Annotated in this window: 29 protein-coding genes and 1 pseudogene; 21 read left to right on the forward strand and 9 right to left on the reverse strand. The window is 73.3% G+C overall.

From position 1 onward, the window contains the following. Positions 1–111 precede the first annotated feature (111 nt). The 3 genes from ACH4RG_RS20950 to ACH4RG_RS20960 are packed head-to-tail and all read right to left on the reverse strand — an operon-like array spanning position 112 to position 2,206. Complete coding sequence (locus ACH4RG_RS20950; protein WP_397917868.1) at positions 112–840, reverse strand: TetR/AcrR family transcriptional regulator; 729 nt, start codon at positions 838–840, stop codon at positions 112–114. Beyond that, positions 837–1,517, reverse strand: a complete 681-nt coding sequence (locus ACH4RG_RS20955) for a DUF4166 domain-containing protein (RefSeq protein ID WP_397917869.1) — start codon at positions 1,515–1,517, stop codon at positions 837–839. The genes ACH4RG_RS20950 and ACH4RG_RS20955 overlap by 4 nt, the downstream gene beginning before the upstream one ends. Then, entirely contained in the window at positions 1,514–2,206 is a 693-nt protein-coding gene (locus ACH4RG_RS20960; protein WP_398539957.1) for a hypothetical protein, read from the reverse strand. Before ACH4RG_RS20960 ends, ACH4RG_RS20955 begins: the two co-directional genes overlap by 4 nt. Positions 2,207–2,359: 153 nt before the next feature. Here ACH4RG_RS20960 and ACH4RG_RS20965 point away from each other — a divergent pair, with 153 nt between their 5' ends. From ACH4RG_RS20965 to ACH4RG_RS20975, 3 genes are read left to right on the forward strand one after another with little or no spacing between them, the layout of a single operon-like run. Continuing rightward, entirely contained in the window at positions 2,360–3,037 is a 678-nt protein-coding gene (locus ACH4RG_RS20965) for an ABC transporter permease (RefSeq protein WP_397917871.1), read from the forward strand. A 25-nt stretch (positions 3,038–3,062) separates the two neighbouring features. Continuing rightward, the gene (locus ACH4RG_RS20970) at positions 3,063–3,734 is read left to right on the forward strand and encodes an ABC transporter permease (protein ID WP_397917872.1); all 672 of its coding nucleotides are present in this window, start codon (positions 3,063–3,065) and stop codon (positions 3,732–3,734) included. Further along, positions 3,731–4,681, forward strand: a complete 951-nt coding sequence (locus tag ACH4RG_RS20975; RefSeq protein WP_397917873.1) for an ABC transporter substrate-binding protein — start codon at positions 3,731–3,733, stop codon at positions 4,679–4,681. Before ACH4RG_RS20970 ends, ACH4RG_RS20975 begins: the two co-directional genes overlap by 4 nt. 13 nt (positions 4,682–4,694) lie before the next feature. Here ACH4RG_RS20975 and ACH4RG_RS20980 read toward each other — a convergent pair whose 3' ends face one another. Then, on the reverse strand, positions 4,695–5,600 hold the full coding sequence (locus ACH4RG_RS20980; protein ID WP_397927324.1) for a nitroreductase/quinone reductase family protein: 906 nt from the start codon (positions 5,598–5,600) through the stop codon (positions 4,695–4,697). Between the two features lie 298 nt (positions 5,601–5,898). Between ACH4RG_RS20980 and ACH4RG_RS20985 the strand changes: the two genes are divergently transcribed. Beyond that, entirely contained in the window at positions 5,899–6,198 is a 300-nt protein-coding gene (locus ACH4RG_RS20985) for a DUF2087 domain-containing protein (RefSeq protein WP_397917875.1), read from the forward strand. A 40-nt stretch (positions 6,199–6,238) separates the two neighbouring features. Here the strand turns inward: ACH4RG_RS20985 and ACH4RG_RS20990 are convergent, their stop codons facing one another. Beyond that, positions 6,239–7,402, reverse strand: a complete 1,164-nt coding sequence (locus ACH4RG_RS20990; RefSeq protein WP_398162611.1) for an ABC transporter ATP-binding protein — start codon at positions 7,400–7,402, stop codon at positions 6,239–6,241. Positions 7,403–7,557: 155 nt separating this feature from the next. Between ACH4RG_RS20990 and ACH4RG_RS20995 the strand changes: the two genes are divergently transcribed. Continuing rightward, positions 7,558–8,853: an alpha/beta fold hydrolase gene (locus ACH4RG_RS20995; protein WP_397917877.1), complete on the forward strand. Its 1,296-nt coding sequence runs from the start codon at positions 7,558–7,560 to the stop codon at positions 8,851–8,853. A 61-nt stretch (positions 8,854–8,914) separates the two neighbouring features. On the opposite strand, the gene ACH4RG_RS21000 is transcribed toward ACH4RG_RS20995, so the two are convergent. Further along, positions 8,915–9,487, reverse strand: a complete 573-nt coding sequence (locus ACH4RG_RS21000; RefSeq protein WP_397927328.1) for a rhodanese-like domain-containing protein — start codon at positions 9,485–9,487, stop codon at positions 8,915–8,917. A 182-nt stretch (positions 9,488–9,669) separates the two neighbouring features. Here ACH4RG_RS21000 and ACH4RG_RS21005 point away from each other — a divergent pair, with 182 nt between their 5' ends. The 13 genes from ACH4RG_RS21005 (at position 9,670) to ACH4RG_RS21065 (ending at position 22,008) form a co-directional block, all read left to right on the forward strand. Further along, positions 9,670–10,404 carry a PIG-L deacetylase family protein gene (locus ACH4RG_RS21005; RefSeq protein WP_397917879.1) on the forward strand — a complete coding sequence of 245 codons (735 nt, stop codon included), beginning with the start codon at positions 9,670–9,672 and terminating at the stop codon, positions 10,402–10,404. A 40-nt stretch (positions 10,405–10,444) separates the two neighbouring features. After that, positions 10,445–11,044, forward strand: a complete 600-nt coding sequence (locus ACH4RG_RS21010) for a helix-turn-helix domain-containing protein (RefSeq protein WP_003964368.1) — start codon at positions 10,445–10,447, stop codon at positions 11,042–11,044. A 129-nt stretch (positions 11,045–11,173) separates the two neighbouring features. Further along, entirely contained in the window at positions 11,174–12,139 is a 966-nt protein-coding gene (locus ACH4RG_RS21015) for an NADPH:quinone oxidoreductase family protein (RefSeq protein WP_398539958.1), read from the forward strand. After that, complete coding sequence (locus ACH4RG_RS21020; protein ID WP_398539959.1) at positions 12,136–13,329, forward strand: acyl-CoA dehydrogenase family protein; 1,194 nt, start codon at positions 12,136–12,138, stop codon at positions 13,327–13,329. Before ACH4RG_RS21015 ends, ACH4RG_RS21020 begins: the two co-directional genes overlap by 4 nt. Then, positions 13,326–14,444, forward strand: coding sequence for an acyl-CoA dehydrogenase family protein (locus ACH4RG_RS21025; protein ID WP_397917882.1), 1,119 nt, complete (start codon positions 13,326–13,328; stop codon positions 14,442–14,444). The genes ACH4RG_RS21020 and ACH4RG_RS21025 overlap by 4 nt, the downstream gene beginning before the upstream one ends. 135 nt (positions 14,445–14,579) lie before the next feature. Beyond that, positions 14,580–16,196: an ABC transporter substrate-binding protein gene (locus ACH4RG_RS21030; RefSeq protein WP_398539960.1), complete on the forward strand. Its 1,617-nt coding sequence runs from the start codon at positions 14,580–14,582 to the stop codon at positions 16,194–16,196. Between the two features lie 23 nt (positions 16,197–16,219). Beyond that, positions 16,220–17,185, forward strand: a complete 966-nt coding sequence (locus ACH4RG_RS21035) for an ABC transporter permease (protein WP_398540034.1) — start codon at positions 16,220–16,222, stop codon at positions 17,183–17,185. Continuing rightward, a complete protein-coding gene (locus ACH4RG_RS21040; RefSeq protein WP_397835975.1) occupies positions 17,178–18,035 on the forward strand; it encodes an ABC transporter permease in 858 nt (285 codons plus the stop codon). The genes ACH4RG_RS21035 and ACH4RG_RS21040 overlap by 8 nt, the downstream gene beginning before the upstream one ends. 65 nt (positions 18,036–18,100) lie before the next feature. Next, positions 18,101–19,030, forward strand: a complete 930-nt coding sequence (locus tag ACH4RG_RS21045) for an ABC transporter ATP-binding protein (RefSeq protein WP_397927440.1) — start codon at positions 18,101–18,103, stop codon at positions 19,028–19,030. Next, on the forward strand, positions 19,023–19,703 hold the full coding sequence (locus ACH4RG_RS21050) for an ABC transporter ATP-binding protein (protein ID WP_397917884.1): 681 nt from the start codon (positions 19,023–19,025) through the stop codon (positions 19,701–19,703). Before ACH4RG_RS21045 ends, ACH4RG_RS21050 begins: the two co-directional genes overlap by 8 nt. Before the next feature lie 275 nt (positions 19,704–19,978). Then, entirely contained in the window at positions 19,979–20,857 is an 879-nt protein-coding gene (locus ACH4RG_RS21055) for a phosphatidylinositol-specific phospholipase C/glycerophosphodiester phosphodiesterase family protein (protein WP_398162605.1), read from the forward strand. A 117-nt stretch (positions 20,858–20,974) separates the two neighbouring features. After that, complete coding sequence (locus ACH4RG_RS21060) at positions 20,975–21,169, forward strand: hypothetical protein (protein WP_397917886.1); 195 nt, start codon at positions 20,975–20,977, stop codon at positions 21,167–21,169. A gap of 95 nt (positions 21,170–21,264) precedes the next feature. Further along, positions 21,265–22,008, forward strand: a complete 744-nt coding sequence (locus ACH4RG_RS21065; protein ID WP_397917887.1) for a hypothetical protein — start codon at positions 21,265–21,267, stop codon at positions 22,006–22,008. Positions 22,009–22,050: 42 nt separating this feature from the next. Here the strand turns inward: ACH4RG_RS21065 and ACH4RG_RS21070 are convergent. Then, positions 22,051–22,413, reverse strand: a pseudogene (locus tag ACH4RG_RS21070) (DUF779 domain-containing protein). 86 nt (positions 22,414–22,499) lie between these two features. Between ACH4RG_RS21070 and ACH4RG_RS21075 the strand changes: the two are divergent. Both ACH4RG_RS21075 and ACH4RG_RS21080 read left to right on the forward strand, forming a co-directional pair. After that, positions 22,500–22,886, forward strand: a complete 387-nt coding sequence (locus ACH4RG_RS21075) for a hypothetical protein (protein ID WP_397927331.1) — start codon at positions 22,500–22,502, stop codon at positions 22,884–22,886. A 75-nt stretch (positions 22,887–22,961) separates the two neighbouring features. Further along, complete coding sequence (locus tag ACH4RG_RS21080) at positions 22,962–23,141, forward strand: hypothetical protein (RefSeq protein WP_397917889.1); 180 nt, start codon at positions 22,962–22,964, stop codon at positions 23,139–23,141. A gap of 130 nt (positions 23,142–23,271) precedes the next feature. Here the strand turns inward: ACH4RG_RS21080 and ACH4RG_RS21085 are convergent, their stop codons facing one another. Both ACH4RG_RS21085 and ACH4RG_RS21090 read right to left on the reverse strand, forming a co-directional pair. Further along, positions 23,272–23,946, reverse strand: a complete 675-nt coding sequence (locus tag ACH4RG_RS21085; protein WP_397917890.1) for an endonuclease — start codon at positions 23,944–23,946, stop codon at positions 23,272–23,274. Next, the gene (locus ACH4RG_RS21090) at positions 23,943–24,125 is read right to left on the reverse strand and encodes a DUF6480 family protein (protein ID WP_397917891.1); all 183 of its coding nucleotides are present in this window, start codon (positions 24,123–24,125) and stop codon (positions 23,943–23,945) included. Before ACH4RG_RS21090 ends, ACH4RG_RS21085 begins: the two co-directional genes overlap by 4 nt. Positions 24,126–24,249: 124 nt before the next feature. On the opposite strand from ACH4RG_RS21090, the gene ACH4RG_RS21095 reads away from it, so the two are divergent. Continuing rightward, on the forward strand, positions 24,250–25,455 hold the full coding sequence (locus ACH4RG_RS21095) for an aromatic acid exporter family protein (RefSeq protein WP_397927332.1): 1,206 nt from the start codon (positions 24,250–24,252) through the stop codon (positions 25,453–25,455). The last annotated feature ends 133 nt before the right edge of the window (positions 25,456–25,588 follow it).

Below are 25,588 nucleotides of genomic sequence, written 5' to 3' on the forward strand. Positions count from 1 at the left end.
TCGTGCCGACTATACGCTCTGTGTATACGCGGAGCGCATAGTGGGGCGGTCGTGCGGGCCCGGATCTTGTGGGGGTTGGACGCCGCACGTCACACGCGGCGCACCGTCCTGTCAGGGATCAAGACGGCGGCCGGGCGAGGAGGGTTGCTCGGGAAGCCCAGGTCGTTCCGCGTTCCCGTCCCGCATCGCCTTCTGCGTTCTCCCCGTGCGCCGCAGCCGGTGGCGCACCGCCCGCCGGGCCACCGGGCCGAGCTCGTCCAGCACCCCGGCCAGTTCGGCGAGCTGCTCCAGTGCGTCGAAGGCGCGCCCGGCCCCCGCTGGGTCGACGCCCTCGTACAGCTCCAGGCCCACGAACGCCCCGGTCACGGCGCGTGCCAGGCCCACCGGGTCGGTGAACTCGCCCAGCGGCGAGTCCGCCAGGATCCGGGTGAGGACCTTCTCGATCTCGGCGGTCCACAGGTCGAGTCCGGCCGCCGTCGCGGGCGCCAGCCGGGGCTGGGTCTGCGCTCCCGCGAGCACCTGCGCGAGAAAGGCGACATGGCCGCCGGCCCGCTCCTCCTCGTGCAGGTCGCGCCCGCACTTCAGCAACTCGGCGAGGGTGGTGACGGCGGCGAGCCGGTCACGGTGACGGGCCACCCGCTGCTCCGCGCCGTACCGGCAGGCCGCCGCCAGCAGCTCGTCGACCGAGCCGAAGTGGTAGAAGACCAGCGCCTGGTTGACCCCGGCAGAGGCTGCCACCGAGCGGGCCGACGTCTTGGCGATCCCCTGCTCGGCGAGGGTGCGCAGCGCGCCCTGCAGAAGCTTCGTCCGGGTGTCCGCCCCCGCCGCGCTCCCCGTCATGCCCGCGCCTCCTCGCGGATCGGGCGCAGGCCCGCCCGAACGCCGTGGCGCAGGGCGTCGACATAGCGGGCGCGGAACGTCCCCTCGTACCCGAACAGGGGGCCGAAGCGGCGGTTGGTCACCGCGACCCGGATGCGGAAGCGGCCCGTGGCGTCGTCGAAGGACTCGCGGACCTCGGCGTCACCCCCGATCAGCCGGGGGACCCGCACGTCGACGGGCCCCTCGCGGAAGCGGTGCTCCCCGGAGCGGATGAGCAGGGAACCGTCGGGCTCCGCGGTGAGCCGCAGGTCGGTGGCGAGGTGCTGGTGGGTGCCGAGGTAGTCCAGCACGCAGGACCGCTCGGGGCTGTGCACCATCGTGGCGTCGAAGCGGCGTGGACCGCCCGGCAGGGCGAACGTCCGGACGAAGGTCACGGTCTCCCGGCCGTGGGCGTCGGTGTACGGCACGTTCTCGATGGTGAACGGGACGTCGTGGCCGGTCCTCGGCACCAGGATGTTGCGTGTGGCGCCGAGCGCGAGGAACGGCTTCACGAAGGCCCGGCCGTGCCAGATCCGGTCCATGGAGCCGCGCCCGACGCACGCCTCCCCGCTCTCCAGGCCGACTGAGAAGCGCCGTCGCAACTGGGGGTGGAGCCGCTCGAAGTCGGCTCCCATCGCACGGGCGAAGATCGAGGTCACGGGCGCTCCAGGCGGGCGAGGAGGGAGGGGGCGACGGCGGGACGGCCGGGCGGTCTGCGCAGGCAGCGGCGGGCGGCGGGCGTGCGGGGCGACGGGGGTGCCAACAGTGCGGCCAGGGCGGCCGGCAGCACGGCCGCCGGGCCGAAGGGGAGGGCGGCCGTTACGGCGAGGACCCGTACCACGACCTCCGCCAGGGCGTACGCCAGCGACCGGGCGGGGCTGACGTCGCGCTCGCACCACAGCCGCAGCCGGTCGAAGGACCAGGCGGTCGCCCAGCCCATCAGCGGCCGGAGCGCCAACCGGTCCGCGACCGCGCCGAAGCGGCCCCAGCGGGTCCGGTAGTCGTAGCCGGTCAGAAAACGGATGCCGTCGGCGGTGGGGACGTATCGCCAGTACCCGCTGCCCTCGGCCAGCGGCGACAACCACTCCGAGGAGGCGAAGCGCAGAGCCGAGACCCGCTCGCCGTCCGCCCGCCGCCGCTCGCCCGCGCTCGTCCCGGTCCCCGCGACGGTCAGGAAGGGCAGCACCCGGGTCGCGTACCGGAACCGCTGGGCGGAACCCGCCGGACCGGGCAGGTGGCTGATCTCGGCGAAGCGCAGATCCCACCGCTGATGCTGGGCGGGCTCCTGCGTCCGCTGCCACAGGCGCTCCGGATCCGTGCGGATCAACGCCTCTATGTACAGGCCCATAGGTCCCCCCCGGTCGACCACGAGAGGTTTGAGCGAGTGCTCAACCCTCTCCGTTCGCCAGGACGCTACCAGAGGGGTTTGAGCACTCGCTCAAATCCCTCGAACGGCGGCCCCCGACGCGCGGCGGAACCGCTGCCGCGCTCGAATGGGCGGGTGACGGCGCCCCCGGACGACTGCCTCGCCCGCAACGAGTGGATCTGCGGGGCCTACCTCTCCAGCCGCCGCGAGATCCTGATGGACGCGGTGCTGCAGCACCTCCAGCTGACGGCCGCCTCGGTGGCCATCGCGCTCCTGCTCGCCGTCCCCCTGGCGGTGGCCGCCCGCCGGTGGCGCTGGGCGGCCGGCCCGGTGCTGGGCCTGACGACGATCCTGTACACGATCCCGTCGCTCGCGATGTTCTCGCTGCTGCTGCCGCTGTACGGACTCTCGGCCGCGCTGGTGATCGCGGGGCTCGTGCTCTACTCCCTGACGCTGCTCGTCCGCAACATCCTGGCCGGGCTCCGGGCCGTCCCCGAGGAGACCCGGCAGGCCGCACGCGGCATGGGCTACGGGCCGCTGCGCCTGCTGATCGCCGTGGAGCTCCCGCTCGCCCTGCCCGCGGCGATGGCCGGGCTGCGCATCGCCACCGTCTCCGCGGTCTCCCTGGTCACCATCGGAGCGATCGTCGGCCACGGGGGACTCGGCAACCTCATCTACTCCGGCATGAACACCTACTTCAAGGCCCAGGTGCTCACCGCCTCCGTCCTGTGCGTCGTCATCGCCGTCGCCGCCGACCTGATGCTCCTGGGAGCGGGACGGCTGCTGACCCCCTGGACCCGGAGGCGGGCGTGAACACACCCAGCAGGGGGGTGTGGAGGTGAACACCCTCTCCGACACCTGGTCCTGGCTCACCACCGCCGCTCACTGGTCCGGTCCCGACGGCGTCGGGAACCGGCTCGGCGAACACCTCTACCTCACCGTCGTCTGTCTGCTCATCAGCTGCCTGATCGCCCTCCCCGTCGCCCTCGTCCTGGGCCATCTCGGCAAGGGCGGCGCGCTCGCCGTCAACCTCTCCAACGTCGGCCGGGCCGTGCCGACCTTCGCCGTACTGGTCCTGCTGCTGCTCACCCCCATCGGGACGCACGGGCAGTGGTCGACGGTCATCGCGCTCGTGCTCTTCGCCGTGCCGCCGCTCCTCACCAACGCCTACGTCGGGATGCGCGAGGTCGACCGGGACGTCGTCCGGGCCGCCCGGGGCATGGGCATGACCGGCCGCCAACTGCTCCTGGGAGTGGAACTGCCGCTCGCCCTCCCGCTGATCCTCACCGGCGTGCGGATCGCCGCCGTCCAGCTGGTGGCCACCGCCACCATCGCGGCGCTGGCCGGCGGCGGGGGACTGGGCCGCGTCATCACCGCGGGCTTCAACCTCGCCTCCACCCCGCAGGTGGTGGCCGGCGCGATCCTGGTGGCCGCCTTCGCCCTCCTCATCGAGAGCCTCTTCGAGCTTGGGCAGCGTCTCGCCCGCCGACGCGGCCGGGAGGCCGCATGAGCCGCGCCCGCCGGGCCCTGGCCGCACTGGTCCTCCTCGCCGCCACGGCCTGCACCGCCGGCCCGGCGCTGGAGAACCAGGGCGAGGTCACCGCACCGCCCGGCGACAGCGCACACCTCACCGTCGGATCGGCCGGCTTCACCGAGAGCGACCTGCTGGCCCAGCTGTACGCGCTGCTCCTGGAGCACGCCGGGTACTCCGCAGACATCATCTCCGTCACCAATCGCGAGATCTACGAACCGGCCCTGGAGAACGGCCGGATCGACGTGGTGGCGGAGTACGCGGCGACCTTCGCCGACTGGCTGAACGCCAAGGCCAACGGGGCCGACGCGCCGCCGGTCGGATCGCCCGACCTCGCCACCACCATGAAGGAGCTGCGCTCGCTCGCCACCCCGCGCGGACTCACCGTGCTCGCCCCCGGCCGGGCCGTCGACCAGAACGCCTTCGCCGTCACCGCCGCGTACGCCGAGGAGCACGGACTGAAGACCCTCAGCGACGTGGGCGCCGCGAAACTGCCGGTACGGTTGGCGGCGGGCGACGAGTGCGTCCAGCGGCCCTACTGCGCCCCCGGCCTGCGCAGGACGTACGGCATCGACGTCGTCGCCGTCGACCCGAAGGGCGTCGGTACCACCCAGGCCAAGCAGGCGGTGCAGAACGGTCAGGACCAGATGGTCCTGACCACCACGACCGACGCCACCCTGGACCAGTTCGGTCTCGTGCTGCTGGAGGACGACAAGAAGCTCCAGAACGCCGACTACGTCGTCCCCGTCGTCAACCGCGCACGCGCCGGGAGCACCGGGGTGCGCGACGCCCTCGACCGGCTCAACACCGTGCTGACCACCGCCGACCTGGCCTCGATGAACGAGCAGGTCGACAGCTGGCGCAGACTGCCCGAGGACGTCGCGCGCGCCTACCTGGAGTCGAGGAGACTCCTGCCGGAGGACTGAGCCGTCCGACAGCTCAGGAGGCGGTCGGTGCCGGAGGCCAGGGCACACCGGCCAGCAGGGGCAGGAGGTGCTCCTCCTCGTAGTCGAGGTGGGCGGTCAGCTCCTCGGTCATCCGGGCCAGTTCGGCGCGGAAGCGGTCCGGCTCCGCGACGGCGACGTCGGCCAGCAGGGCCGCGAGCGCCGACTGGACGGCCCCGATGCTCCGGTGCTCCTCCCGCAGCCGGTCGAAGACGTGCCCCAGCTCGGGGTGGTAACCCTCCATCGTCGGGAACATGTGGCCGCCCTCGGCCGTGTGGTGGAACTCCAGGGCCTGGCAGAACGCCAGACAGCGCTGCCGGATCTGGAGCCCGAGACCGGGTGCGGGCGCCTCGCCCCCGCCCGGGTGTGCGGCCCGCGCGGCGAAGTGCGCCTCCGTCTCGTCGTGCACGTGGCGCAGTTGGCCGCGCAGCCAGGTGTGCACCTCCACCAGCTTGTCGGCGAGCGAGGTGATCGCGGGGGCCGCCGTGTCGGGCTCGGGCCGTTCCAGGACCACGACCGGCAGCAGCCGGTCCGTCGCGTCCTGGTAGTCCGCGTACCCGGGCGCTTCGGCGACGACCCGGGCGAAGAGTTCGTCGCGCCGCGCCCCTTCGGCCGGTACGGCGAGGGAGTCGAACTCCTCGTCCCCCAACTCGACCCGCACGGTGGGACGGGCGAGGAGATCGCGGTACCAGTCGGGGTGCAACGGTGCGCCGAGGTTGGAGCCGACGACGAGCAGCCGACGGCCGTCGCGTACGTATCCGAGGGGTGTGGTGTGCGGCTTCCCGGAGCGGGCTCCGGTAGTGGTGAGCAAAAGGAGGTCGGCGCCCTCGAAGGGGCCGCCGACCTTCCCCGCGTTGGCGCGGAACTCGTTGATGACGGACTGCTGGAAGGCATGGGACATGGAGGTTCTGGGTCTCCTGGAAGAAAGCGGGCGGCGAGGGCCCGGCGTCGCGGCGTGCGTGCCCGCGGCGAAGCGTTCGGAGGGTTCGGTGCTCAGAGGCAGGGGGCGATGAGTGGACTCACGGCGTCATCCCTGGGAAGAAGGTGCTGGCTTGACCGCCGGCCGGCCCAGATCTCCTTGGCCGACGTCACGCTGCACGTACCCATCACAACCCGGGCGGTGTGGGTCTGTCAACGCGAGGAGGGGCAACGCCGAAAAGGCGTTGCCCCTCCTCCGGACAGCTGCGACGCTTCCGGCCATGCCCGCTGAACAAGAGACCCTCACGCCGCTGTCGCGGGCCCCTCGCCCCCACCGGGTCGCAGCACTCTCCTCGCACGGCCGCCTGGTCGCGATCCCGCGCAGGGAGGCCCGGCGGGAGCAGTTGCTCGTGCACCTCGCCGACGCCCTGTTCGAGCGGGAGCGCTCGTACACCGAGCGCGAGGTGAACGAGGCGCTCCTCACCGTCCACGAGGACTGCTCCGCGCTGCGCCGCTACCTCGTCGTGGCGGGGCTGCTGGTCCGGCCCCGGGACGGCAGCAGCTACCGCCGCGGACGCTGACCGGCGAACCGGGTCAGTCGAGGGTGTCGGGGTCCCGCCCCTACGCGTCCGCCACGGAATCGAACTCCACCTCCTCACGGGCCACCCCCTGCGCGTCGGCGTCCACCGACCGGCGCAGCGCCTCGTGCAGCTTGGCGGGGGTCAGCACCCCGAGGAACCGGGCCCCGTCCAGCACCGCCACCCACCCCGCGTCGTGCTGGAGCATCTCGCTGAACGCCTGCTTCAGCGGGGCGCCCACCGGCACCCACGCGTCCATCCGGCGGGCCAGACCGCCCACCGTTCCCTCCTCCCCGGCCGACCGCAGAGCGTCCGCCGACACCCAGCCGTGCAGCTCGCCCGCGCCGTTCAGGACCACCGCCCAGCGGGCCCCCGCAGTCGCCAGCCGGGCCGCCGCGGCCCCCGCGTGCTCCTCCAGCCGGGCCACCGGCGGCTCCTCCAGGTCCTCGGGCTCGATCGCCGTGACCGACAGCCGCTTCAGCCCCCGGTCGGAACCCACGAACCGGGCCACGTACGGGGTCGCCGGGGTGCCGAGCACGGCGGCCGGGGTGTCGAACTGCTCGATGCGCCCCTCCCCGTACACCGCGATACGGTCGCCCATCCGGACCGCTTCCTCGATGTCGTGCGTCACCAGGAGCACCGTCTTGCGCACCCGCTGCTGGAGCGCCAGGAACTCGTTCTGCAGCCGTTCCCGCACCACCGGGTCCACCGCGCCGAAGGGCTCGTCCATCAGCAGCACCGGCGGATCCGCCGCGAGCGCCCGCGCCACGCCCACCCGCTGGCGCTGCCCGCCGGAGAGCTGTGCCGGATAGCGCGAGCCGTACGTCTTTGGGTCCAGACCCACCAGGTCCAGCAGCTCCGCCGCCCGCTCCCGGGCCCGTGCGCGTTTCCAGCCGACCAGCGCCGGAACGGTCGCGGTGTTGTCCAGGACGGTCCGGTGTGGGAAGAGGCCCACCTGCTGGATCACATAGCCGATCCGCCGGCGCAGCCGCACCGGGTCGATCCCCGCGATGTCCTCGCCGTCCACCAGGATCCGGCCCGAGGTCGGCTCGATCAGCCGGTTCACCATCATCATCGTGGTCGTCTTGCCGCAGCCGGACGGGCCCACCAGGGTCACCAGCTCACCCTCCGCCACCTCGAAGGACAGCCCGTCGACCGCCGTCGTCCCGTCCGGATAGACCTTGCCGACCTGCTCGAACCGGATCATGCCTGAACGCTAGGAGCCTTCCGGCCGCCGCGCACACGGGCCGGGACCGTCCGGGGCGGGCATCCCCCGACGACCCCTTCGCCGGACCGGTGCGGCCATGTGCTGAACTGGCCCTTTCGCCCGGATCAGTCCGCACCCCGGATTCAGGAGTTCCCGTGATCAGCTACCGGCAGCCCGGCGTCGTCCTCACCGACCGGCGTTTCACCGTGCCCCTGGACCACAGCGACCCCGGCGGCGAGCAGATCGAGGTCTACGGCCGGGAGGCGGTCGCCACCTCCCGGGCCGGCGAGGAGCTGCCCTGGCTGGTCTACCTGGAGGGCGGCCCCGGCTTCGGCGCGCGCAGGTTCGTCGGCACGGAGGCCTGGCTCGGCCGCGCCCTGCGCGAGTTCCGGGTACTCCTCCTCGACCAGCGTGGCACGGGGCTGTCCACCCCGGCCAACCGGCAGACCCTCCCGCTGCGCGGCGGCCCGCGCGAACAGGCCGACTACCTCGCCCACTTCCGCTCCGACTCCATCGTCCGCGACTGCGAGCTGATCCGGCAGCGGCTCACCGGCGGAGCGCCCTGGACGGTCCTCGGCCAGTCCTTCGGCGGCTTCTGTGCCGTCCGCTATCTCTCCTCGGCCTCCGAGGGCCTCGCGGCGGTCCTGATCACCGGCGGACTGCCCTCGCTGGACGCCCACGCGGACGACGTCTACCGGGCCGCCTACCCCCGCATCGAACGCAAGGTCGCCGCCCACTACGCCCGCTACCCCCAGGACGTCGAGCGCGCCCGCGCGATCACCGCGTACCTCTCCGAGCACCGGCCCGAGAGCGCCGGGCACCGGCTGACGCCCGAGGGCTTCCAGTCGCTCGGCATCATGCTCGGCTCGGGCAGCGGCAGCCACCAGCTCCACTACCTGCTGGAGAACGCGTTCGTCCGTACCCCGGGCGGCACCGAACTCTCCGATGCCTTCCAGGAGGCCATGCGCGCGGCCGCCTCCTTTGCCGGGCACCCGCTGTACGCCCTGCTCCACGAGGCCATCTACGGGCAGGGCGAGCGCCCCACCGCCTGGGCCGCCGAGCGGGTCCGCGCCGAGTTCCCGCAGTTCGACGCGGCGACGGCGCTGGCGGGCGACGGCCCGGTCCTCTTCACCGGCGAGACCATCCACCCCTGGCACTTCGAGGTCGACCCGGCCCTGCGCCCGCTGCGCGAGACCGCCGAACTCCTCGCGCAGCGCACCGACTGGCCCGTGCTGTACGACCCCGAGCGGCTCGCCGCCAACGGAGTCCCGGTCGCCGCGGCCGTCTACCACGACGACATGTACGTCGACACCGCGGACGCGCTGCGCACGGCGGCGGCGATCCGGGGGCTGCGGACCTGGGTGACGGACGAGTACGAGCACGACGGCGTGCGCGCGGGCGGACCCCGCGTCCTGGACCGGCTGCTCGCGCTGGTCCGCGACGAGGCCTGACCGGCCCCGGACCCCGCGTGCCCGCCCCGGGGCCGGTCGTGGACCGGCCGGCCCCGTCGGATCAGCGCTGGAGCTCCTCCAGCGTGGCGTCCAGGTCGCCGACGGCACGCGGGGACCGGTTGTGCGGCAGCTTCGAGAGGACCGCGGCCATCCCGCACGTGTTGCTGAGCGCCGAGTACACCAGGCCCGCGCCGACGCCCGCGGACAGCCAGCGCGCCGCGGGGAAGCGGATGCCCGCCACCAGCCCCGCCACCACCAGCGAGCCCGCCGCGAGCCGCACCTGACGCTCCATGGGCCAGGTGGTGCGCGCGCCCTCGGGGCGGTCCAGGCCGCGGCCGTCGCCCTCCCAGGCCGACGTGCCGCCGGTCAGCGTCACGGCCTCGATGTCCGCTCCCGCGAGGATCTCGCAGGCCCGCGTGGAGCGGACCCCGGAAGCGCACACCACCAGCAGCGAACCGCGCGCGGAGGCGGACTTGAGCGCGGGCAGCGCGTCCGGCAGCTTGTCGAGCGGGATGTTCAGGGCGCCGGGGACGTGTCCGGCGGCGTACTCGCCCGGAGCCCGCACGTCGATGACGGTGAACTCCTCCAGACGGGCTGCGGCCTGGGCGGGGGAGAGGGATGCGGAGCTGGGCACGAGCGGGTTCCTTTCGTTCGCCGGAGCGGCGGGGCGCGGAGGTGCCCCCGCACCCCGCCCGGACGGGCCGGGCGGCCGTGTTCGCGATGACCGTCACCGGCCCCCAGCCTCGCACGCCCGGCGCCGGAGCCGGGAAGCCCGCCGTGCCGACGGTACGGACGGTACGTGGGTAGCCTGCCGGTATGACGTCGCAGCGACTCGAACCCATGCCCGTCGACTGGCAGCGCGCACTGGCGGTGGTCGCCCACCCCGACGACCTGGAGTACGGAGCGGCCGCCGCCGTGGCGGAGTGGACCGACGGCGGCCGTGAGGTCGTCTACCTCCTCGCCAGCCGCGGCGAGGCCGGGATCGACACGCTGCCGCCCGAGGAGTGCGCGCCGGTGCGCGAGCGGGAGCAACGGGCGAGCGCCGCCGTCGTCGGCGTGCGGACCGTGGAGTTCCTGGACCATCGCGACGGTGTGATCGAGTACGGCGTCGGGCTGCGCCGCGACATCGCCGCGGCCATCCGCAGGCACCGCCCCGAACTGGTGGTCACCCTCAACCACCGGGACACCTGGGGCGGGGTCGCCTGGAACACCCCCGACCACCGCGCGGTCGGGCGCGCCGCCCTGGACGCCGTCGCCGACGCGGGCAACCGCTGGATCTTCCCGGAACTCGGCGAGCGTGGACTCCAGCCGTGGGACGGGGTGCGCTGGACGGCCGTGGCGGGTACCGACCGGCCCACCCACGCGGTCGACGCGACGGCCGGTCTCGAACGCTCGGTCCGGTCGCTGCTGGAGCACCGCACCTACATCGAGGCGCTGACCCAGGAGGACCCGGAGCGCTACTGCCGGACCTTTCTGGAGGGCATGGCGAGGGAAGCGGCCGAGCGGTTCGGCGGCCGGCCCGCGGTCACCTTCGAGGTCTTCGCGCACTGACCGTATTGACAAACCGGCTTGCCGATCCTGCAATGGCCGGATGAAGGAACACGACCGGGACGACCCGGAACTGGAATCCGTCCTCTCCGGCGTCGGCCCCCGCCTGCGTCGGCTGCGCAAGGACCGCGGGGTCACTCTCGCCGCGCTCTCGGCCGCCACCGGCATATCCGTCTCCACGCTCTCCCGGCTGGAGTCCGGCGGCCGCCGCCCCAGCCTCGAACTGATGCTGCCGATCGCCCGCGCCCACGAGGTCCCGCTCGACGATCTGGTGGGCGCAGCGCCCGTCGGCGATCCGCGCGTGCGGGCCAAGCCGATCGTGCAGCACGGCCGGACCATGCTGCCGCTGACCGCCCGGCCGGGCGGCCTCCAGGCGTACAAGCTGATCCAGGAGCCCGGCAGCGGCGGCCCTCCGGAACAGCGCACGCACGAGGGGTACGAGTGGCTGTTCGTGCTCTCCGGGAAGCTGCGGCTGCTGCTCGCCGAACACGATCTGGTGCTTGAGCCGGGCGAGGCAGCCGAGTTCGACACCCGGCTGCCGCACTGGTTCGGCCCGGCGGAGGACGAGACGGTGGAGTTCCTCAGCCTCTTCGGTCCGCAGGGCGAGCGCATGCACGTGCGGGCGAAGCCCAAGCGAGCCTGAGGCCAGGAGCCTCCGGACCCCGGGGCGGGGGTGTTCCCAGATCGGCAAGCGACCGCTTAGTATGCGGCGCAGCAGTGGTAATGCCGACCGCGGCAGCGGTTGACGCCGACAGCGTTGTGGAGGCCCCTCATGCAGGCATGGCGAGTGCACCGGAACGGCGAGCCGGGCGAGGTGATGCGGCTGGAGGAGACAGACCGGCCCACGCCCGGCGACGGGCAGGTGCTCGTCGAGGTCCGCGCGGCGAACGTCAACTTCCCCGACGCCCTGCTCTGCCGGGGGCAGTACCAGGTGCGGCCGCCGCTGCCGTTCACCCCGGGCGTCGAGGTGTGCGGCACCACCGGGGACGGGCGACGGGTCCTCGCCACCCCCGCCCTGCCCCACGGCGGGTTCGCCGACTACGTGGTCGCGGACGAGGCGGCCCTGCTGCCCGCCCCCGACGCGCTGGACGACGCCGAGGCGGCCGCCCTGCACATCGGCTACCAGACCGGCTGGTTCGGCCTGCACCGCCGCGCCCGCCTCCAGCCCGGTGAGACCCTCCTCGTCCACGCGGCGGCCGGGGGCGTCGGCAGCGCCGCCGTCCAGCTCGGCCGGGCGGCGGGCGCGAAGGTCATCGGCGTCGTCGGCGGCCCGGAGAAGGCGGCCGTCGCCCGCGAGCTCGGCTGCGACCTGGTCATCGACCGGCGGAGCGAGGACATCGTCGCCGCCGTGAAGGAAGCCACCGGCGGGCGTGGCGCGGACGTCGTCTACGACCCGGTCGGCGGCGACGCGTACGCCAAGTCCGCCAAGTGCGTCGCCTTCGAGGGGCGCATCCTCGTCGTCGGCTTCGCCAGCGGCGTCATCCCCGCCCCGGGCCTCAACCACGCCCTGGTGAAGAACTACTCCGTCGTCGGCCTGCACTGGGGCCTGTACAACACCAAGGACCCGGCCGCCGTCCGCGCCTGCCACGACGAACTGACCAAGCTCGCCGAGCAGGGCACCGTCAAACCCCTCGTCAGCGAGCGCGTCGCGATGGCGGGAGCGGCCGACGCCGTCCAGCGCGTCGCCGACGGCACCAGCACCGGCCGCATCGTCGTCCTGCCAGGAGGAGCCCGATGAGCCCCGCCGTCGACGCCGCCGAGGTCCGCCGCCGCACCCGCGAACTGCTCGCCGCGCACCCGCCCGCCACCACCGACCGCACCGACTTCCTGAAGGCCCGCTTCGACGCCGGCCTGGCCTGGGTCCACTACCCGGTGGGCCTCGGCGGACTCGACGCACCCCGCTCCCTCCAGCAGGCCGTCGACACCGAACTCGCCGCCGCCGACGCGCCCGACAACGACCCGCGCCGCATCGGCATCGGCCTCGGCATGGCCGCGCCCACCATCCTCGGCTTCGGCACCGACGAGCAGAAGCGCCGCTTCCTGCGCCCGCTGTGGGTGGGGGAGGAGGTCTGGTGCCAGCTGTTCAGCGAACCCGGCGCCGGATCCGACCTCGCGGCTCTGGCCACCCGGGCCGTCCAGGACGGGACCGGCGACTGGATCGTCGACGGCCAGAAGGTCTGGACGTCCAGCGCCCACCTGGCCCGCTGGGCGATCCTCATCGCCCGTACCGACCCGGACCTGCCCAAGCACCGCGGTATCAGCTACTTCGTCTGCGACATGACCGACCCCGGCGTCGAGGTGCGGCCGCTGCGCCAGATCACCGGCGAGGCCGAGTTCAACGAGGTCTTCCTCACCGGCGTACGCATCCCCGACAGCCACCGCCTCGGCCCCGTCGGCGAGGGCTGGAAGGTCGCCCAGACCACCCTGATGAACGAGCGCGTCTCCATCGGCGGCTCCCGCGTCCCCCGTGAGGGCGGCATGATCGGCCCGGTCGCCAGGACCTGGCGCGAGCGCCCCGAGCTGCGCACCCCCGACACCCACGAGCGGCTGCTGACCCTCTGGGTGGAGGCCGAGGTCGCCCGGCTCACCGGTGAGCGGCTGCGCCAGCAGCTCGTCGCCGGACAGCCGGGCCCCGAGGGCTCGGGAATGAAGCTCGCCTTCGCCCGGCTCAACCAGGAGATCAGCGGCCTGGAGGTCGAACTGCTCGGCGACGAAGGACTGTTGTACGGCGACTGGACCATGAGCCGCCCGGAGCTCGTCGACTTCACCGGACGGGACGCCGGCTACCGCTATCTGCGCTCCAAGGGCAACTCCATCGAGGGCGGCACCAGTGAGGTCCTGCTGAACATCGTGGCCGAGCGCGTCCTCGGCCTGCCCTCCGAACCCCGCAACGACAAGGACGTCGCCTGGAAGGACCTGAGCCGATGACCGCGCCCGCCCAGCCCCCCGCCACCCCTGACCTGCTCTACTCAAGGGACGAGGAGGACCTGCGGTCCGCCGTGCGCGCCCTCCTCGCCGACCGGGCCGCCGCGCCGACGGTGATCGCGGCGACCGAGTCCGACACGCCGTACGACCAGCGGCTCTGGTCCTCGCTGGCCACCGGCATCGGCGCGGCGGGACTCCTCGTGCCCGAGAAGCTCGGCGGCCAGGGCGCCTCCCACCGCGAGGCCGCCGTGGTCCTGGAAGAGCTCGGCCGGGCGGTGGCCCCCGCCCCGTACCTGACCAGCTCCGTCGTGGCCACCGAGACGCTGCTCGCACTGGGCGCCGAGGGTGGTCCGGCCGCCGGGCTCCTGGGCGAGCTGGCCTCCGGCGCCCGTACGGCCGTGCTCGCGGTGCCCTTCGCGACCCCGCCCGGCGGGGCGGCCGCGGCACTCACCTCACGGGACGGGACGGTACGCGGTGTCGCCGACGCGGCGGTGGCCGATGTGCTGCTGGTGCCGACCGCCGAGGGTCTGTACGCCGTCGAGACGGCCGGCCCCGGCGTCGCCGTGCAGCCGCTCGTCCCGCTCGACCTGACCCGGCCGCTGGCCGCCGTCACTCTGACCGGGGCCGCCGGGGCCCTGCTGGCGAACGCGGACGCGAGCGCCACCGCCGTACGGCGCGGACTGCTCGCCGGGGCCGGACTGCTCGCCTCCGAACAGCTCGGCCTCGCGGAGTGGTGTCTGACCGAGACCGTCCGGTACACCCGGGACCGCCACCAGTTCAACCGGCCCGTGGGCTCGTTCCAGTCGCTCAAGCACCGCATGGCGCAGCTCTGGCTGGAGGTCGTCTCGGCGCGCGCCGCCGCCCGCAACGCCGCCGACGCCCTCGCCACCGGCAGCCCCGACGCCCCGCTCGCGGTCGCGGTGGCCCAGGCGTACTGCTCCGGCGTCGCGGTCCACGCCGCCGAGGAATGCGTACAGCTGCACGGCGGGATCGGCATGACCTGGGAACACCCCGCCCACCTGTACCTGAAGCGCGCCAAGGCCGACTCGATCGCGTACGGCACGGCGGGCCGTCACCGTCGGACCGTCGCGGAACTGGCGGAACTTCCGGCTCCCTAGGGGGTGGCCTCGGCGGCATCGGCCCTGGTGCACCCGTCTCGTCTGTCGAGGCGGGCTGTACCAGGGCCTTTTATGTGATGTTTAATTGCACACTGTTCGCAATAACAGCCGATCTTGAACAGGGATGTGCAGACTATGACGGCCCGATCGATACGGGTGGCGCTCGCCGCGACGATGGCGACCGCACTGTCCCTGACAGCAGCCGCCTGCTCGAACCCGGACACCGCCAAGAGCGGTTCCGGATCGGGGTCGACCTCGGCCGTCGTCGGCATCGCCTACGAACCCGACAGCCTGAGCCCGCTCCTCGGCTACGGCAAGGACGGCAACTCCAAGATCTTCGACGGACTGCTCGCCCTGGACGCGGACATGAAGCTCCGCCCCGCCCTCGCCGTCGGACTTCCCGAGGTCAGCGCCGACGGCCTGACGTACACGTACAAGCTGCGCCAGGGCGTGAAGTTCAGCGACGGGAAGCCGTTCGGGGCCAAGGACGTCGTCTTCACCTACCGCACCATCCTCGACGAGAAGACCAACAACGCCTCCCGCACCGAGCTCGACGCCGTCAAGGACGTCACGGCGAAGGGCGAGGACACGGTCGTCTTCACGCTGAAGTACCCCTACGCGCCGTTCGCCCAGCGCACCGTCCTGCCCATCGCCCCCCAGCACATCGCGGGCGAGCAGGATGTCAACACAGGGGCCTTCACCACCCGCCCCATCGGCACCGGGCCCTACGTCCTCACGAAGTGGTCCAAGGGCGAGAAGATCAGCTTCGCCGCCAACCCCCACTACTGGGGCGGCGAACCGGAGGTGAAGAAGTTCACCATGGCGATCATCAAGGACGACGACGTGCGCGCCACCCGGCTGCGCTCCGGCGACCTCGACGGCGCGATCCTGCCGCCCAACCTCGCCAAGGGCTTCGCGGACGACAAGAGCAAGAAGACGGTCGCCGCGACCACCTACGACTACCGCACGGTGACCCTCCCGACCCACAACAAGGTCACCGGCGACACCGCCGTGCGCCGCGCCCTCGACATCGCCGTCGACCGCGAGACCATGGTCGACGCCATCCTCAACGGCGAGGGCAAGCCCGCCTACGGGCCCGTCCCCACCGACAGCGAGTGGTTCGCCGAGGGCACCGAGCGCCCCCACGACCTCGCCGCCGCGAAGAGGATCCTGGACGAGGCCGGATGGAAGCCCGGCAAGGACGGCGTCCGGGTCAAGGACGGCGTCCGCGCCGCCTTCCCGCTCTGGTACCTCACCGGCGACAAGCTCCGCCAGGAGCACGCCCTCGCCTATGCCTCCGACGCCAAGAAGGCCGGCATCGCCATCACCGCCGAGGCCGGCACCTGGGAGGTCATCGAGCCCCGGATGAAGCACGACGCCGTGCTCGCGGGCGGCGGCTCGCCCGCCGACCCCGACTTCGACCAGTACACCCTGCTGAAGTCCTCCCTCGCCGGCGACGGCTTCAACAACATGGCCTGGTACGACAACGAGGCCGTCGACGCCGCGATCGAGGCGGGCCGCCGGAGCGGTGACAAGGCCGAGCGCAAGAAGGCGTACGACACCGTCCAGCGCGAACTGGTGAAGAACCCGGGCTACACCTTCCTCACCCACATCGACCACCTCTACGTCGTCGACGACCGCTTCGGCCCCCTCACCACCCAGGTCGAGCCGCACGACCACGGGCTGGCCTCCGGCCCCTGGTGGAACGTGGAGAAGTGGTCCACCGAGGGTTCCGGAGGCTCGAAGAAGTGAGCCGAAGCCTCCCCTGGGGGCCGATGGCGCGGATGGCGGGACGGCGGGTCCTGTTCGCCGTCCCCGTCCTCGGCGTCGTCACCTTCGGCGTCTTCGCCGTCGCCGCCGCGTCCCCGTTCGACCCGGTCAAGGCCTACGCGGGCACCGCCGGCCTCACCGCCTCGCAGGAGAACCTCGACCAGCTGCGGGCCAACCTCGGCGTCGACCAGCCGCTCGTCGCCCGCTGGTGGGACTGGCTGGCCTCGGCGCTCCGGGGCGACCTCGGGGACTCCAGCGTGATGCGCCAGCCGGTCGCCGACGTCATCACCGAGCGCATGGGCTGGTCCGTCCTGCTCGCCGCCACCGCCTTCCTCGTCGCGATCCTGCTCGGCACCGGCCTCGGCGTCCTCGCCGCCCGCAGGCCCGGCGGCTGGCTCGACCGGTGCGTCAGCTCCGCCGCGTACACCCTGGAGGCCGCCCCCGCCTTCTGGCTCGGACTGCTCGCCATCTGGTTCTTCGCCCTCAAGCTGGACGTCCTCCCGGCCGGCGGACTCACCGACGCCGGCAGCGACGTCGTCACCTTCGGCCAGGTCGCCTCCCACCTGGTGCTGCCCGCCGCCGTCCTCGGCGTCTCCCAGCTGCCGTGGTTCTTCCTCTACGTACGCCAAGGGGTCGCTGACGCGCTGGCCGAGGACCCGGTCCGCGGCGCCCGCGCGCGGGGCCTGAGCGAGCGCACCGTGCTCCTCGGCCATGCCCTGCGCTCCGGGATGCTGCCGATGCTCACCCTGATCGGCTCCCGCGTCCCCGAACTCATCACCGGCGCACTGCTCGTGGAGACGGTGTTCAGCTGGCCCGGCATCGCCGCCGCCACGGTGGAGGCCGCCACCTCGGTGGACTTCTCCCTGCTCGCCGCGCTCACGGTGCTCGCCACCGCCGCCGTACTGCTCGGCAACCTGCTCTCCGACCTCCTCTACGGACTCGCCGACCCCCGGGTGGCCTTCGATGGCTGAGACCGCGCTCACCCTCCCCGGCCGCGCCACCCGCCGCGTCCGGATCGTCACCTCGGCCACGATCGTCATCGCCGTCGCGCTCGCCGTCCTCGTCGTGCCGCCGCTGGCCCAGCTCGACCAGCAGGCCGTCGACCTGGCCAACAAGCTCGACCCGCCGTCCTGGGCCCACCCGTTCGGCACCGACGACGTCGGCCGCGACCTCCTGCTGCGCTGCGTCTACGGCCTGCGCGTATCGCTGCTCGTCGGCCTGGTCGCGGCCCTCACCGCCACCGTCATCGGCACCGCTATCGGCGCCCTCGCCGGGGCGTTCGGCGGCTGGACGGACCGGGTCGTCATGCGGGTCGTCGACGCCCTGTCCTCCGTGCCGCACCTGCTCCTCGGCATCTTCATCGTCGCGATGTTCCGGCCCGGCGTCTGGCCGGTGATCATCTCGGTCGCCCTGACGCACTGGCTGTCCACCGCCCGGATCGTCCGCTCGGAGGTGCTCTCGCTGCGCTCGCGCCCCTTCATCGACGCGGCCGTCTCCGGCGGCGCCTCCCGCACCCGGGTCATCGTGCGGCACCTGCTCCCCGGCGTGCTCCCGCAGGCCGGCCTGGCGGCGGTCCTGATGGTGCCGCACGCGATGTGGCACGAGTCGGCGCTGTCCTTCCTCGGGCTGGGGCTCCCGGCCCATCAGGCGAGTCTCGGCAACCTCGTCCAGTCCGCGCGCGGATCCCTCCTCGCGGGGGACTGGTGGCCCACCCTCTTCCCCGGCCTCTTCCTGATCATCCCGACCCTCGCGCTCGCGGGGCTCGCCGGGGCCTGGCGCGACCGGATCAACCCGCGCCGGAAATCGGAGCTGATGCTGTGACCCGCGCCCCTGAATCCGCCGGGCCCCCCGTCCTCGCGGTCGAGAACCTCTCCGTCCGCTTCCGGATGCGCGGCGGCCGGGACATCGCGGCCGTCACCGACGCCCGCTTCTCCGTCGCGCCGGGGGAGTGCCTGGCCCTGGTCGGCGAGAGCGGCTGCGGCAAGTCGGTCCTGGCCTCGGCCCTGCTCGGGCTGCTGCCCGCCAACGCGGCGACCACCGGCAGCGCGGTGCTCGGCGGGGACACGGACCTGCTGACCGCCGACGAGCGCACCCTCGCCCGCACCGTACGGGGACGGCGCATCGGCCTCGTACCGCAGAGTCCCGCCGCCCACCTCACGCCCGTGCGCACCGTCCGGGCCCAGTTGGAGGAGAGCCTGCGCGAGCTGACCGGGGTGCGGGGGAGCGAGCTGCCGAAGGCCGCCCTGGCGGCGGCCGACCGCGCCTCGTTCCCCGCGGACCACCTCGACCGCTACCCGCACGAGCTATCCGGCGGCCTCGCCCAGCGCGCCGCGACCGCCCTCGCCCTGGTCGGCGACGCCCCGCTGCTGCTCGCCGACGAACCGACCACCGGGCTCGACCGGGATCTCGTCGAGCGGACCGTCGACGAACTGCGCCGCCACACCGACGCGGGCAGGGCGCTGCTGATCATCACTCACGACCTGGCCGCCGCGATGCGGATCGCGGACCGGGTCGCCGTGATGTACGCGGGCCGGATCGTCGAGATCGCCGAAGCGGGCCCCTTCTTCGGCGCACCCGGCCCCCGCCACCCGTACGCCCGGGGCTTGCTGGACGCCTTGCCCGAGCGGGAGTTCGCTCCGATCCCCGGGATGCCCCCGGAGCTGGGGGCGCTGCCCGACGGCTGCGCCTTCGCCGCCCGCTGCGCGCACGCGGACGCCCGCTGCACCGACGAACGCCCGGCCTTCGCGGCGGACCTGGCCTGCCACCACGCACGGCCCGGCCGGACGCACCCCCTCAAGGAGGCCGCCGATGCTTGAGCTGACCCGGATCACCGCCGGATACGACCGCCGCGACCCCGTCGTCCGCGATGTCTCCCTGCACGTCGCGGCGGGCGAGGCGGTCGGGCTGCTGGGCCCCAGTGGCTGCGGCAAGTCCACCCTGGCCAAGGTCGCCGCCCTCCTGCACCCCCCGGACGCCGGAACCATGACCCTCGACGGCACGGTCGTACGCGGCTGGCGGCACCGGGCCCCGCGCGAGCAGCGCACGGCCGTCGGCGTCGTCTTCCAGCAGCCCCGGCTCTCCGCCGACCCCCGGCTCAGCCTGCGCGAACTGATCGCCCAGCCGCTGCGGTCCACCGGGCGCCGCCGGGACGTCCCCGCGCGGGTGGCCGAACTGGCCCCGCTGGTCGGTCTCTCCGAGGAGCTGCTGGAGCGCCGCCCCCACGCGGTGAGCGACGGCCAGCTCCAGCGGGCCTGCCTGGCACGGGCCCTGGTGCTGGAGCCCCGGCTGCTGATCTGCGACGAGATGACCGCGATGCTCGACGCGTCCACGACGGCCGCCCTGGTAGCCGTGGTGGAGCGCTACCGCTCCGCGACCGGGACGGCCCTGCTCGCGGTCGGCCACGACCGGGTGCTGCTGGAGCGCTGGTGCGACCGTACGGTCCGCTGGGGCGAGCGGCCCGCCGGGAGCGAGCGCGTCGCGGTCGGCTGACCGGCGGCTGTCGCCCGAGCGCGCCACGCGAACGACGTACGGCGAGCAGCTCACGGCGCATGAGCAACGGAGCACGAGGAACGGCGTGCGCCACGGCCCACAGGTCCACGGCCCACGGACTGTGGACCGTCGCGCCCGGCGAACAACCGATGCGGCCCGGCCGACCGGCGGGCGACGGTCCAGCCAACTCTTGGCAGGTACCTGCCCAGCGGCGAGGTCGCGACTCCATACTCGACGCGACCGTCCCCCGTCCGTCCGCCGCTCAGGGAGTCCTCATGGCCCACCCCACCCGCCGCCGCGCGCTCACGGTCGCCCTCGCCACCGCCGCCGTGGCCGTCGCCGCCCCCACCGTGACGGCGGTCGCCGCACCCGCCCGCCCGCGCGGCCCGCGCCCGTTGCGCCACGCCCACGCGCACAACGACTACCTGCACCCCCGGCCGCTGCACGACGCCCTCGCCCACGGGTTCACCAGCGTCGAGGCGGACGTCTTCCTCGTCGGCGGCGACCTGCTCGTGGCCCATGAGCCCGCCACGCTCGACCCCACCCGCACCCTCGCCTCGCTCTACCTGGAACCGCTCGCCGCCCTCGTCCGCGCGGGGCACGGCAGCGTCCACCCACACCACCGCGCCCCGTTGCAACTCCTCATCGACATCAAGGCCGACGGCGCAGCCGCCTACCGCGAACTGGACCGGCAACTGCGCCGCCACCACCGGATCCTCACCCGCTACAGCCACGGCCGCGTCCACCCCGGCGCGGTCACCCCGGTGATCTCCGGCGACCGCGCCGCCCGCGTCCCCATGGAGGCGCAGCGCACCCGATACGCGTTCTACGACGGCCGCCTCGACGACCTCGGCACCGCGGCCCCCGCCTCCTTCGCCCCGCTCGTCAGCGCCAACTGGACCCAGACCTTCGGCTGGCTCGGCGCCGGCCCCTTCCCCCGGACCGAGCGCGACCGGCTCCGCGCCCTCGTCGCCACCGCCCACCGGGAAGGCCGCCGCATCCGCTTCTGGGCCACACCCGACCTGCCCGGACCCGCACGCGAGGCGGTCTGGTCCGAACTGCTCGCCGCCGGGGTCGACCACCTCAACACCGACGACCTGGCCGGACTCGAACGATTCCTCCGCACCCGTGGCAACGGCGTTTCGACCTCGTAACGCCTCCCGGCCGGGAAGTACCCGTTCGGCCGACACGCCAGTGCGCCGAACAGCCTCTCCGCTGCGCCACACTGGCGGCCGAATGCCGCAGATCCGGCGCGGCGGAGGAGGTTGGCCATGGCCGTTTCGATCTCGGTGGTCCTGCTCATGCTGATCCTGGCAGTGATCTTCCTGCGCAGCGGCGGACTGAAGGTCTCGCACGCACTGGTCTGCGTCCTGCTGGGATTCTTCCTGGCCGGTACGAGCATGGCGCCGACCATCCACGACGGCGTCGGGGCCACCGCCGACCTGGTCAGCGGCCTCCACCCCTGACCCGGGCCACCCCCCCCGGCGCGGAACCCGCGGCCGGTCCGGCCCGTGCCGGCGGCCGGTCCATGCCGGTCCCGGACATCCCGCACAATGGGCAGATGTCTTTTCCGCCCTCCGGCCGGCACTCGGGAGCCGCCCACCACGAGTACTGCAACACCGGCCTGTGCTGCCGGTGCCAGATGCGGATCTGGACGACGAAGGCGGGAAACGAGCGGCTCTGCGGGCCGTGCGCGGCCTGCTGCCAGTCCTGTGGCCGGGCCCCCGCGCCCCACCTGGACGGGCTCGACGGCGGACTGTGCGCCGAGTGCCGCGGCCTGTGCGGCCGCTGCCACGCCCCGAAACGGCCCGACGGAACCTGTTTCTGCGACCGCTGGCGGGAGAACGCCAAGAGCAACCCGCGCGGCTACGTCCTCCAGGCGTTGCCGCAGCAGCTCCTCCAGGCGCTCGGCGGCCGGGTGCCGAGCACCGTCCACGACCTGATCCACCAGGAGCTGGCGAACCGCAGCGCGGGTCTCCTCCGCGAACGCATCGAACGCCGCTGGAACCTGCGCTGGGCCCACGCCCTCAACGAGAAGGACGAGGACGGCCGCCGCCGCTGGAGCGCCCAGGACATCGCCGAACAGTTGCTGATGCCCGGCTCGTGCTCCGACCCGCAGTGCGAGGACGGCCACCGCGTCACCACCGACACCCCGTGTCCCCACTGCCGGCAGCCGCTGCACCGCTTCGTCACCTCGGTCGCCGACCACACCGCGACGCCGGAGCACGCCCGGGCCGCGGCGGCCCGGATCCGCCGGGCGATGCTGGAGAACCGCTCGCACAGGAAGCCTCCCCCGCGCGGATAGGGCGCGGCGCGGTGTGTTGCGGGCGCTGCCGCACGTGGTGGCTCAGCCGTCCGCCAGACGGGACCGGACGAGGAACCCCACCCCCCGGAGCTCCCAGCGAGAACCCGCTGCCGCGGCCCTCCGCCACGTCCACGACCAGCCGGGTGTGGGACCTCGCCGCGTACTGGCTCCGCGACGTCCAGAAGGGCACGCTCCCGGGCATCCCCTCGACGGCGAGGTCCGCCAGCAGCACATCGGCGCCCCCGGTACGGAACTCACCGGCCGGACAGCACATCGGCGCGCTGCCGTCGCAGCAGCCGCCCGACTGATGGGACATCAACGGGCCGTGGTCCCCCCGCAGCGTCGCAGCAGACCGGCCGCGGCCGGTGTCAGCTCGACGGCGGGAGATTTCGGGTCACACTCCATGGACCTGCCCCTTCTCGGCTACGGTGACGCCGCGACAACGGGCGCGAGTCAACTCGACCGGACGTTGCGACCGGGTTGCACGCCCTATGCTCGCGGCCATGGAGCAACGGGAAGTCGTGAAGCGCGTGATCGGCATCCTCACAGAGGCGCGCGAAATGCAGCGTCTGCTGGAGGCGGACCTCGAACGGGAAGATCTGGACACGGGAGCGGGCGCCGTCACCGCCCTGCTGAACGAGACGATGCCCCACATCGCCATCCCCGACGACTTCTCCGTGGAGGAGGTGGTCACCGTCGTCGGGCGCGAGGTCGGCGGTGCGGTCGAACAGCTCGTGAGCGCCTTCACCCTCGCGTTCACGATGCTGGCCCAGGTCCACGACTCCGGGCAGACCGACATCTCGTCGGCGGACGTCCTCCAGGACCTCGCGCTGCGGGTCGAGGGCGGTGGACCGGACGACGACGATCCACTGCTGTAGCGGCCTGCGTTCCGCCGCGCGGGTATGCATAGTGGAGGGAGAAGCGCGTATCTCCCTCGCGGCATGGAGGCAGCTGTGGGAAAGAGCACCGACATAGCCCGCGCCAAGGCGCGGAGGCTCAAAGGCATGATCAAGGAATCGGACGGCATCGCCCTCGAGGACGAGCGTTTGAAGGCCGAGGGCAGGAAGGAACAGGCCGAGGCCCGCCGCGAGGAGGCCCTGGCACGCGCAGCGCGGGCGGCCTCCGACCGCTGAGAGAGGCGGGGGCGCCCGTGCCGTCACGCATGGCAGCGGGCACCCGCGCGAGTCCGCTCCCGCACCCCGTGTCGCCGGCGGATGTCCCCGTAGCCCGGGGACACGGAGGTGCGGGAGCGGGCGGGGTCGGTCACTTCGGGGCCTGTGCGTTCTCCCGGACCGTCTCGACGACCTCGGGGTCGAGGGCCGCCCTGACCAGCGCCGCGGCGAACGCCGCCCGGCTCCGGCCGTGCGCCAGCTCCGCCAGCGTCCCGGGGGAGGTGGGCAGACCGAGCCTCTCGGCTCCTTGCCGGCCCTTCGCGCCGGCCCGGAACCCGGTCTCCGGCCAGAGGTCCTGAACCTCGCGCACGAAGATGTCGGCCCCGGCCGGTCCGATCCCCTGGACCCGCTGGAGCCCCGCACGCACCACCTCTCCATCGCCGTCCGCCTCCGCGCGGAGGCGGCGAAGGTCGCCCTTCCAGACATCGAGGACGAGCTGTGCGCCCTCCCCGAGCTGGGTGGAGGTCCGCTCGTCGTAGCGGCGGTAGCCGCCCTCGCCCAACGCGTCCACGCGCTGCTGCCAGGTCGCGTCGGCCATCCGGCGCGGGGTGCGCATGCCGTCCGCGAACAACGCCCGCGCGGCGGCCACGGCGACCGACGCCCGGATCCGCGCGCTCAGCAGATGACTCAGTACCAGAAGCTGGTAGAGAGGCTGCGGAGTGTCACGCAGCCGGATCCCCGCCTCCTCCGCATACGTCCGCCCGTACCCGTCCAGCAGCGCGTCGGTGATCCGGCGCGCCGAGGCGGACACCTCGCGGCTCGTCATCCGTAACCGAAGATCCGGGCGAGGAAGAATCCGGCGACCACGAGCGCGCCGGTCACGATCAGGGCGGTCCAGACGCCGGGGTGTTCCCACAGCCCTCCGTCCGGGCGTTCTTCGTGGGCCTCCCCGATGGAACCCTCGGCCGGCGGTGTCTCTCCTGGGGGATTCAGTAGAACAGCCATGAACCCAGGGTCTCTCCGTTCGAGCCCCCGCGCACGCCGTCCGCGCGGTGCGGCTGCGGGGCCGTACGGCGGAGCATGACGGGGGGAAGCGCTGCGGGGACGGTAATCGGGGCACCGTCAAGGAATGCCCCGAGTCTCCGCCCCCGTCGTCAAACTCGTGCAGCGCACCACCGAACCCGCCGGGGTGCAGACGCTGCGCTCGACTGCGGCCGCCGTCATCGCCTACTCCGTGGCCGTGTGGGCGCTGCCCGAACCAGCGCCCCTGACCGCACCCCTCACCGCACTCCTGGTCGTCCAGGTGACCCTCTACGCGACCCTCACCACCGGCGTCCGCAGGGTGAACTCGGTGGTCGTCGGTGTGCTCATCGCCATCGCCTTCAGCTCTCTGGTGGGGCTGAGCTGGTGGAGCCTCGGCCTCACGATCTTCACCTCGCTGCTGATCGGGCGGCTGGTCCGGGTCAATGAGTTCGTGCCCGAGGTGGCGATCAGCGCCATGCTGGTCCTCGGCGTCTCCCAGGTCGCGGACACCGCGTGGGACCGGGTGTGGGAGACCCTGATCGGCGCCGGCGTGGGACTCCTGTTTAACCTGCTCCTCGCCCCGCCCGTCTGGGTCGGCTCGGCCGGCTCCTCCATCGAGTCGCTCGCCGCCCGGATGGGCACGATGCTGCGCAGCATGGGGGAGGAGGTCGTGGGGCACAACCCCGTGTCCCGGGCCGCGGCCCGGCTCCACGAGGCCCGCAGGCTCGACCACGACATCGTCGAGGTCGACGCCTCACTGCGGCAGGCGGAGGAAAGTCTCACCCTCAACCCCAGGGTGAGGCAGGGGCTGCTCCACCGGGTCGTCCTGCGCACCGGGCTCGACACGCTGGAGATCTGCGCGGTCGTCCTGCGCGTCCTGTCCCGCACCCTCACCGACCTGGCTAAGGCCCGCACCGAGGAGTCGCTCTTTCCGGCCGATGTGACGGAACTGCTCCAGGAACTCTTCGGCCACCTCGCCGACGCGATCGAGAGCTTCGCCGTACTGGTCACGACCCAGCTCGCCGCCGACGCGGAGGCGGCGGAGGACGGGCTCGCCGACGCGCTCGTCCGCAGCCGCGCCACCCGCGACCGGGTGGCCGATCTGCTGCTGGAGGACGTCCAGGAACACCCGCGCCAGTGGCAGCTGCACGGTGCTCTGCTCGCGGAGATCGACCGGGTGCTGGCCGAGCTCGACATCGAGGAGCGCACCGAACGCCTCGGCGAGGAGCTGAACCGCCGTTCGGCGGAGGCGCACGCGCGTCACCCCAGGCTGCGCGCACTCCTGCGGAGGCTCGGCCGGCAGCCCTCCTGACCGCCCGCGCCGGCACGACACCCCGATTCCGGCACGAGAGCGGCGGCCGCGCGGGATGCGGAGGCGGCCGGTCGCTGGTTCGCTGGGGCTGGGGCGTGTCCGGCGGATCAGCGCCGGACACGCCCCAGAGGTC

Source organism: Streptomyces sp. NPDC021019 (assembly GCF_044333295.1).
In the GTDB taxonomy this organism is placed as follows: domain Bacteria; phylum Actinomycetota; class Actinomycetes; order Streptomycetales; family Streptomycetaceae; genus Streptomyces.

What these genes read in the sequence shown, in the direction of transcription:
- ACH4RG_RS20975 (WP_397917873.1), top strand. Translation starts at nt 3,731, where the DNA reads ATGAGCCGCGCCCGCCGGGCCCTGGCCGCACTGGTCCTCCTCGCCGCC.
- ACH4RG_RS21040 (WP_397835975.1), top strand. Translation starts at nt 17,178, where the DNA reads ATGGCTGAGACCGCGCTCACCCTCCCCGGCCGCGCCACCCGCCGCGTC.
- ACH4RG_RS21030 (WP_398539960.1), top strand. Translation starts at nt 14,580, where the DNA reads ATGACGGCCCGATCGATACGGGTGGCGCTCGCCGCGACGATGGCGACC.
- ACH4RG_RS21005 (WP_397917879.1), top strand. Translation starts at nt 9,670, where the DNA reads ATGACGTCGCAGCGACTCGAACCCATGCCCGTCGACTGGCAGCGCGCA.
- ACH4RG_RS21065 (WP_397917887.1), top strand. Translation starts at nt 21,265, where the DNA reads ATGTCTTTTCCGCCCTCCGGCCGGCACTCGGGAGCCGCCCACCACGAG.
- ACH4RG_RS21085 (WP_397917890.1), bottom strand. Translation starts at nt 23,946, where the DNA reads ATGACGAGCCGCGAGGTGTCCGCCTCGGCGCGCCGGATCACCGACGCG.
- ACH4RG_RS21025 (WP_397917882.1), top strand. Translation starts at nt 13,326, where the DNA reads ATGACCGCGCCCGCCCAGCCCCCCGCCACCCCTGACCTGCTCTACTCA.
- ACH4RG_RS21055 (WP_398162605.1), top strand. Translation starts at nt 19,979, where the DNA reads ATGGCCCACCCCACCCGCCGCCGCGCGCTCACGGTCGCCCTCGCCACC.
- ACH4RG_RS20960 (WP_398539957.1), bottom strand. Translation starts at nt 2,206, where the DNA reads ATGGGCCTGTACATAGAGGCGTTGATCCGCACGGATCCGGAGCGCCTG.
- ACH4RG_RS20990 (WP_398162611.1), bottom strand. Translation starts at nt 7,402, where the DNA reads ATGATCCGGTTCGAGCAGGTCGGCAAGGTCTATCCGGACGGGACGACG.
- ACH4RG_RS21035 (WP_398540034.1), top strand. Translation starts at nt 16,220, where the DNA reads ATGGCGCGGATGGCGGGACGGCGGGTCCTGTTCGCCGTCCCCGTCCTC.
- ACH4RG_RS20950 (WP_397917868.1), bottom strand. Translation starts at nt 840, where the DNA reads ATGACGGGGAGCGCGGCGGGGGCGGACACCCGGACGAAGCTTCTGCAG.
- ACH4RG_RS21050 (WP_397917884.1), top strand. Translation starts at nt 19,023, where the DNA reads ATGCTTGAGCTGACCCGGATCACCGCCGGATACGACCGCCGCGACCCC.
- ACH4RG_RS21015 (WP_398539958.1), top strand. Translation starts at nt 11,174, where the DNA reads ATGCAGGCATGGCGAGTGCACCGGAACGGCGAGCCGGGCGAGGTGATG.
- ACH4RG_RS21075 (WP_397927331.1), top strand. Translation starts at nt 22,500, where the DNA reads ATGCTCGCGGCCATGGAGCAACGGGAAGTCGTGAAGCGCGTGATCGGC.
- ACH4RG_RS21090 (WP_397917891.1), bottom strand. Translation starts at nt 24,125, where the DNA reads ATGGCTGTTCTACTGAATCCCCCAGGAGAGACACCGCCGGCCGAGGGT.
- ACH4RG_RS21060 (WP_397917886.1), top strand. Translation starts at nt 20,975, where the DNA reads ATGGCCGTTTCGATCTCGGTGGTCCTGCTCATGCTGATCCTGGCAGTG.
- ACH4RG_RS20985 (WP_397917875.1), top strand. Translation starts at nt 5,899, where the DNA reads ATGCCCGCTGAACAAGAGACCCTCACGCCGCTGTCGCGGGCCCCTCGC.
- ACH4RG_RS21010 (WP_003964368.1), top strand. Translation starts at nt 10,445, where the DNA reads ATGAAGGAACACGACCGGGACGACCCGGAACTGGAATCCGTCCTCTCC.
- ACH4RG_RS21020 (WP_398539959.1), top strand. Translation starts at nt 12,136, where the DNA reads ATGAGCCCCGCCGTCGACGCCGCCGAGGTCCGCCGCCGCACCCGCGAA.
- ACH4RG_RS20980 (WP_397927324.1), bottom strand. Translation starts at nt 5,600, where the DNA reads ATGTCCCATGCCTTCCAGCAGTCCGTCATCAACGAGTTCCGCGCCAAC.
- ACH4RG_RS21095 (WP_397927332.1), top strand. Translation starts at nt 24,250, where the DNA reads ATGCCCCGAGTCTCCGCCCCCGTCGTCAAACTCGTGCAGCGCACCACC.
- ACH4RG_RS21045 (WP_397927440.1), top strand. Translation starts at nt 18,101, where the DNA reads ATGCGCGGCGGCCGGGACATCGCGGCCGTCACCGACGCCCGCTTCTCC.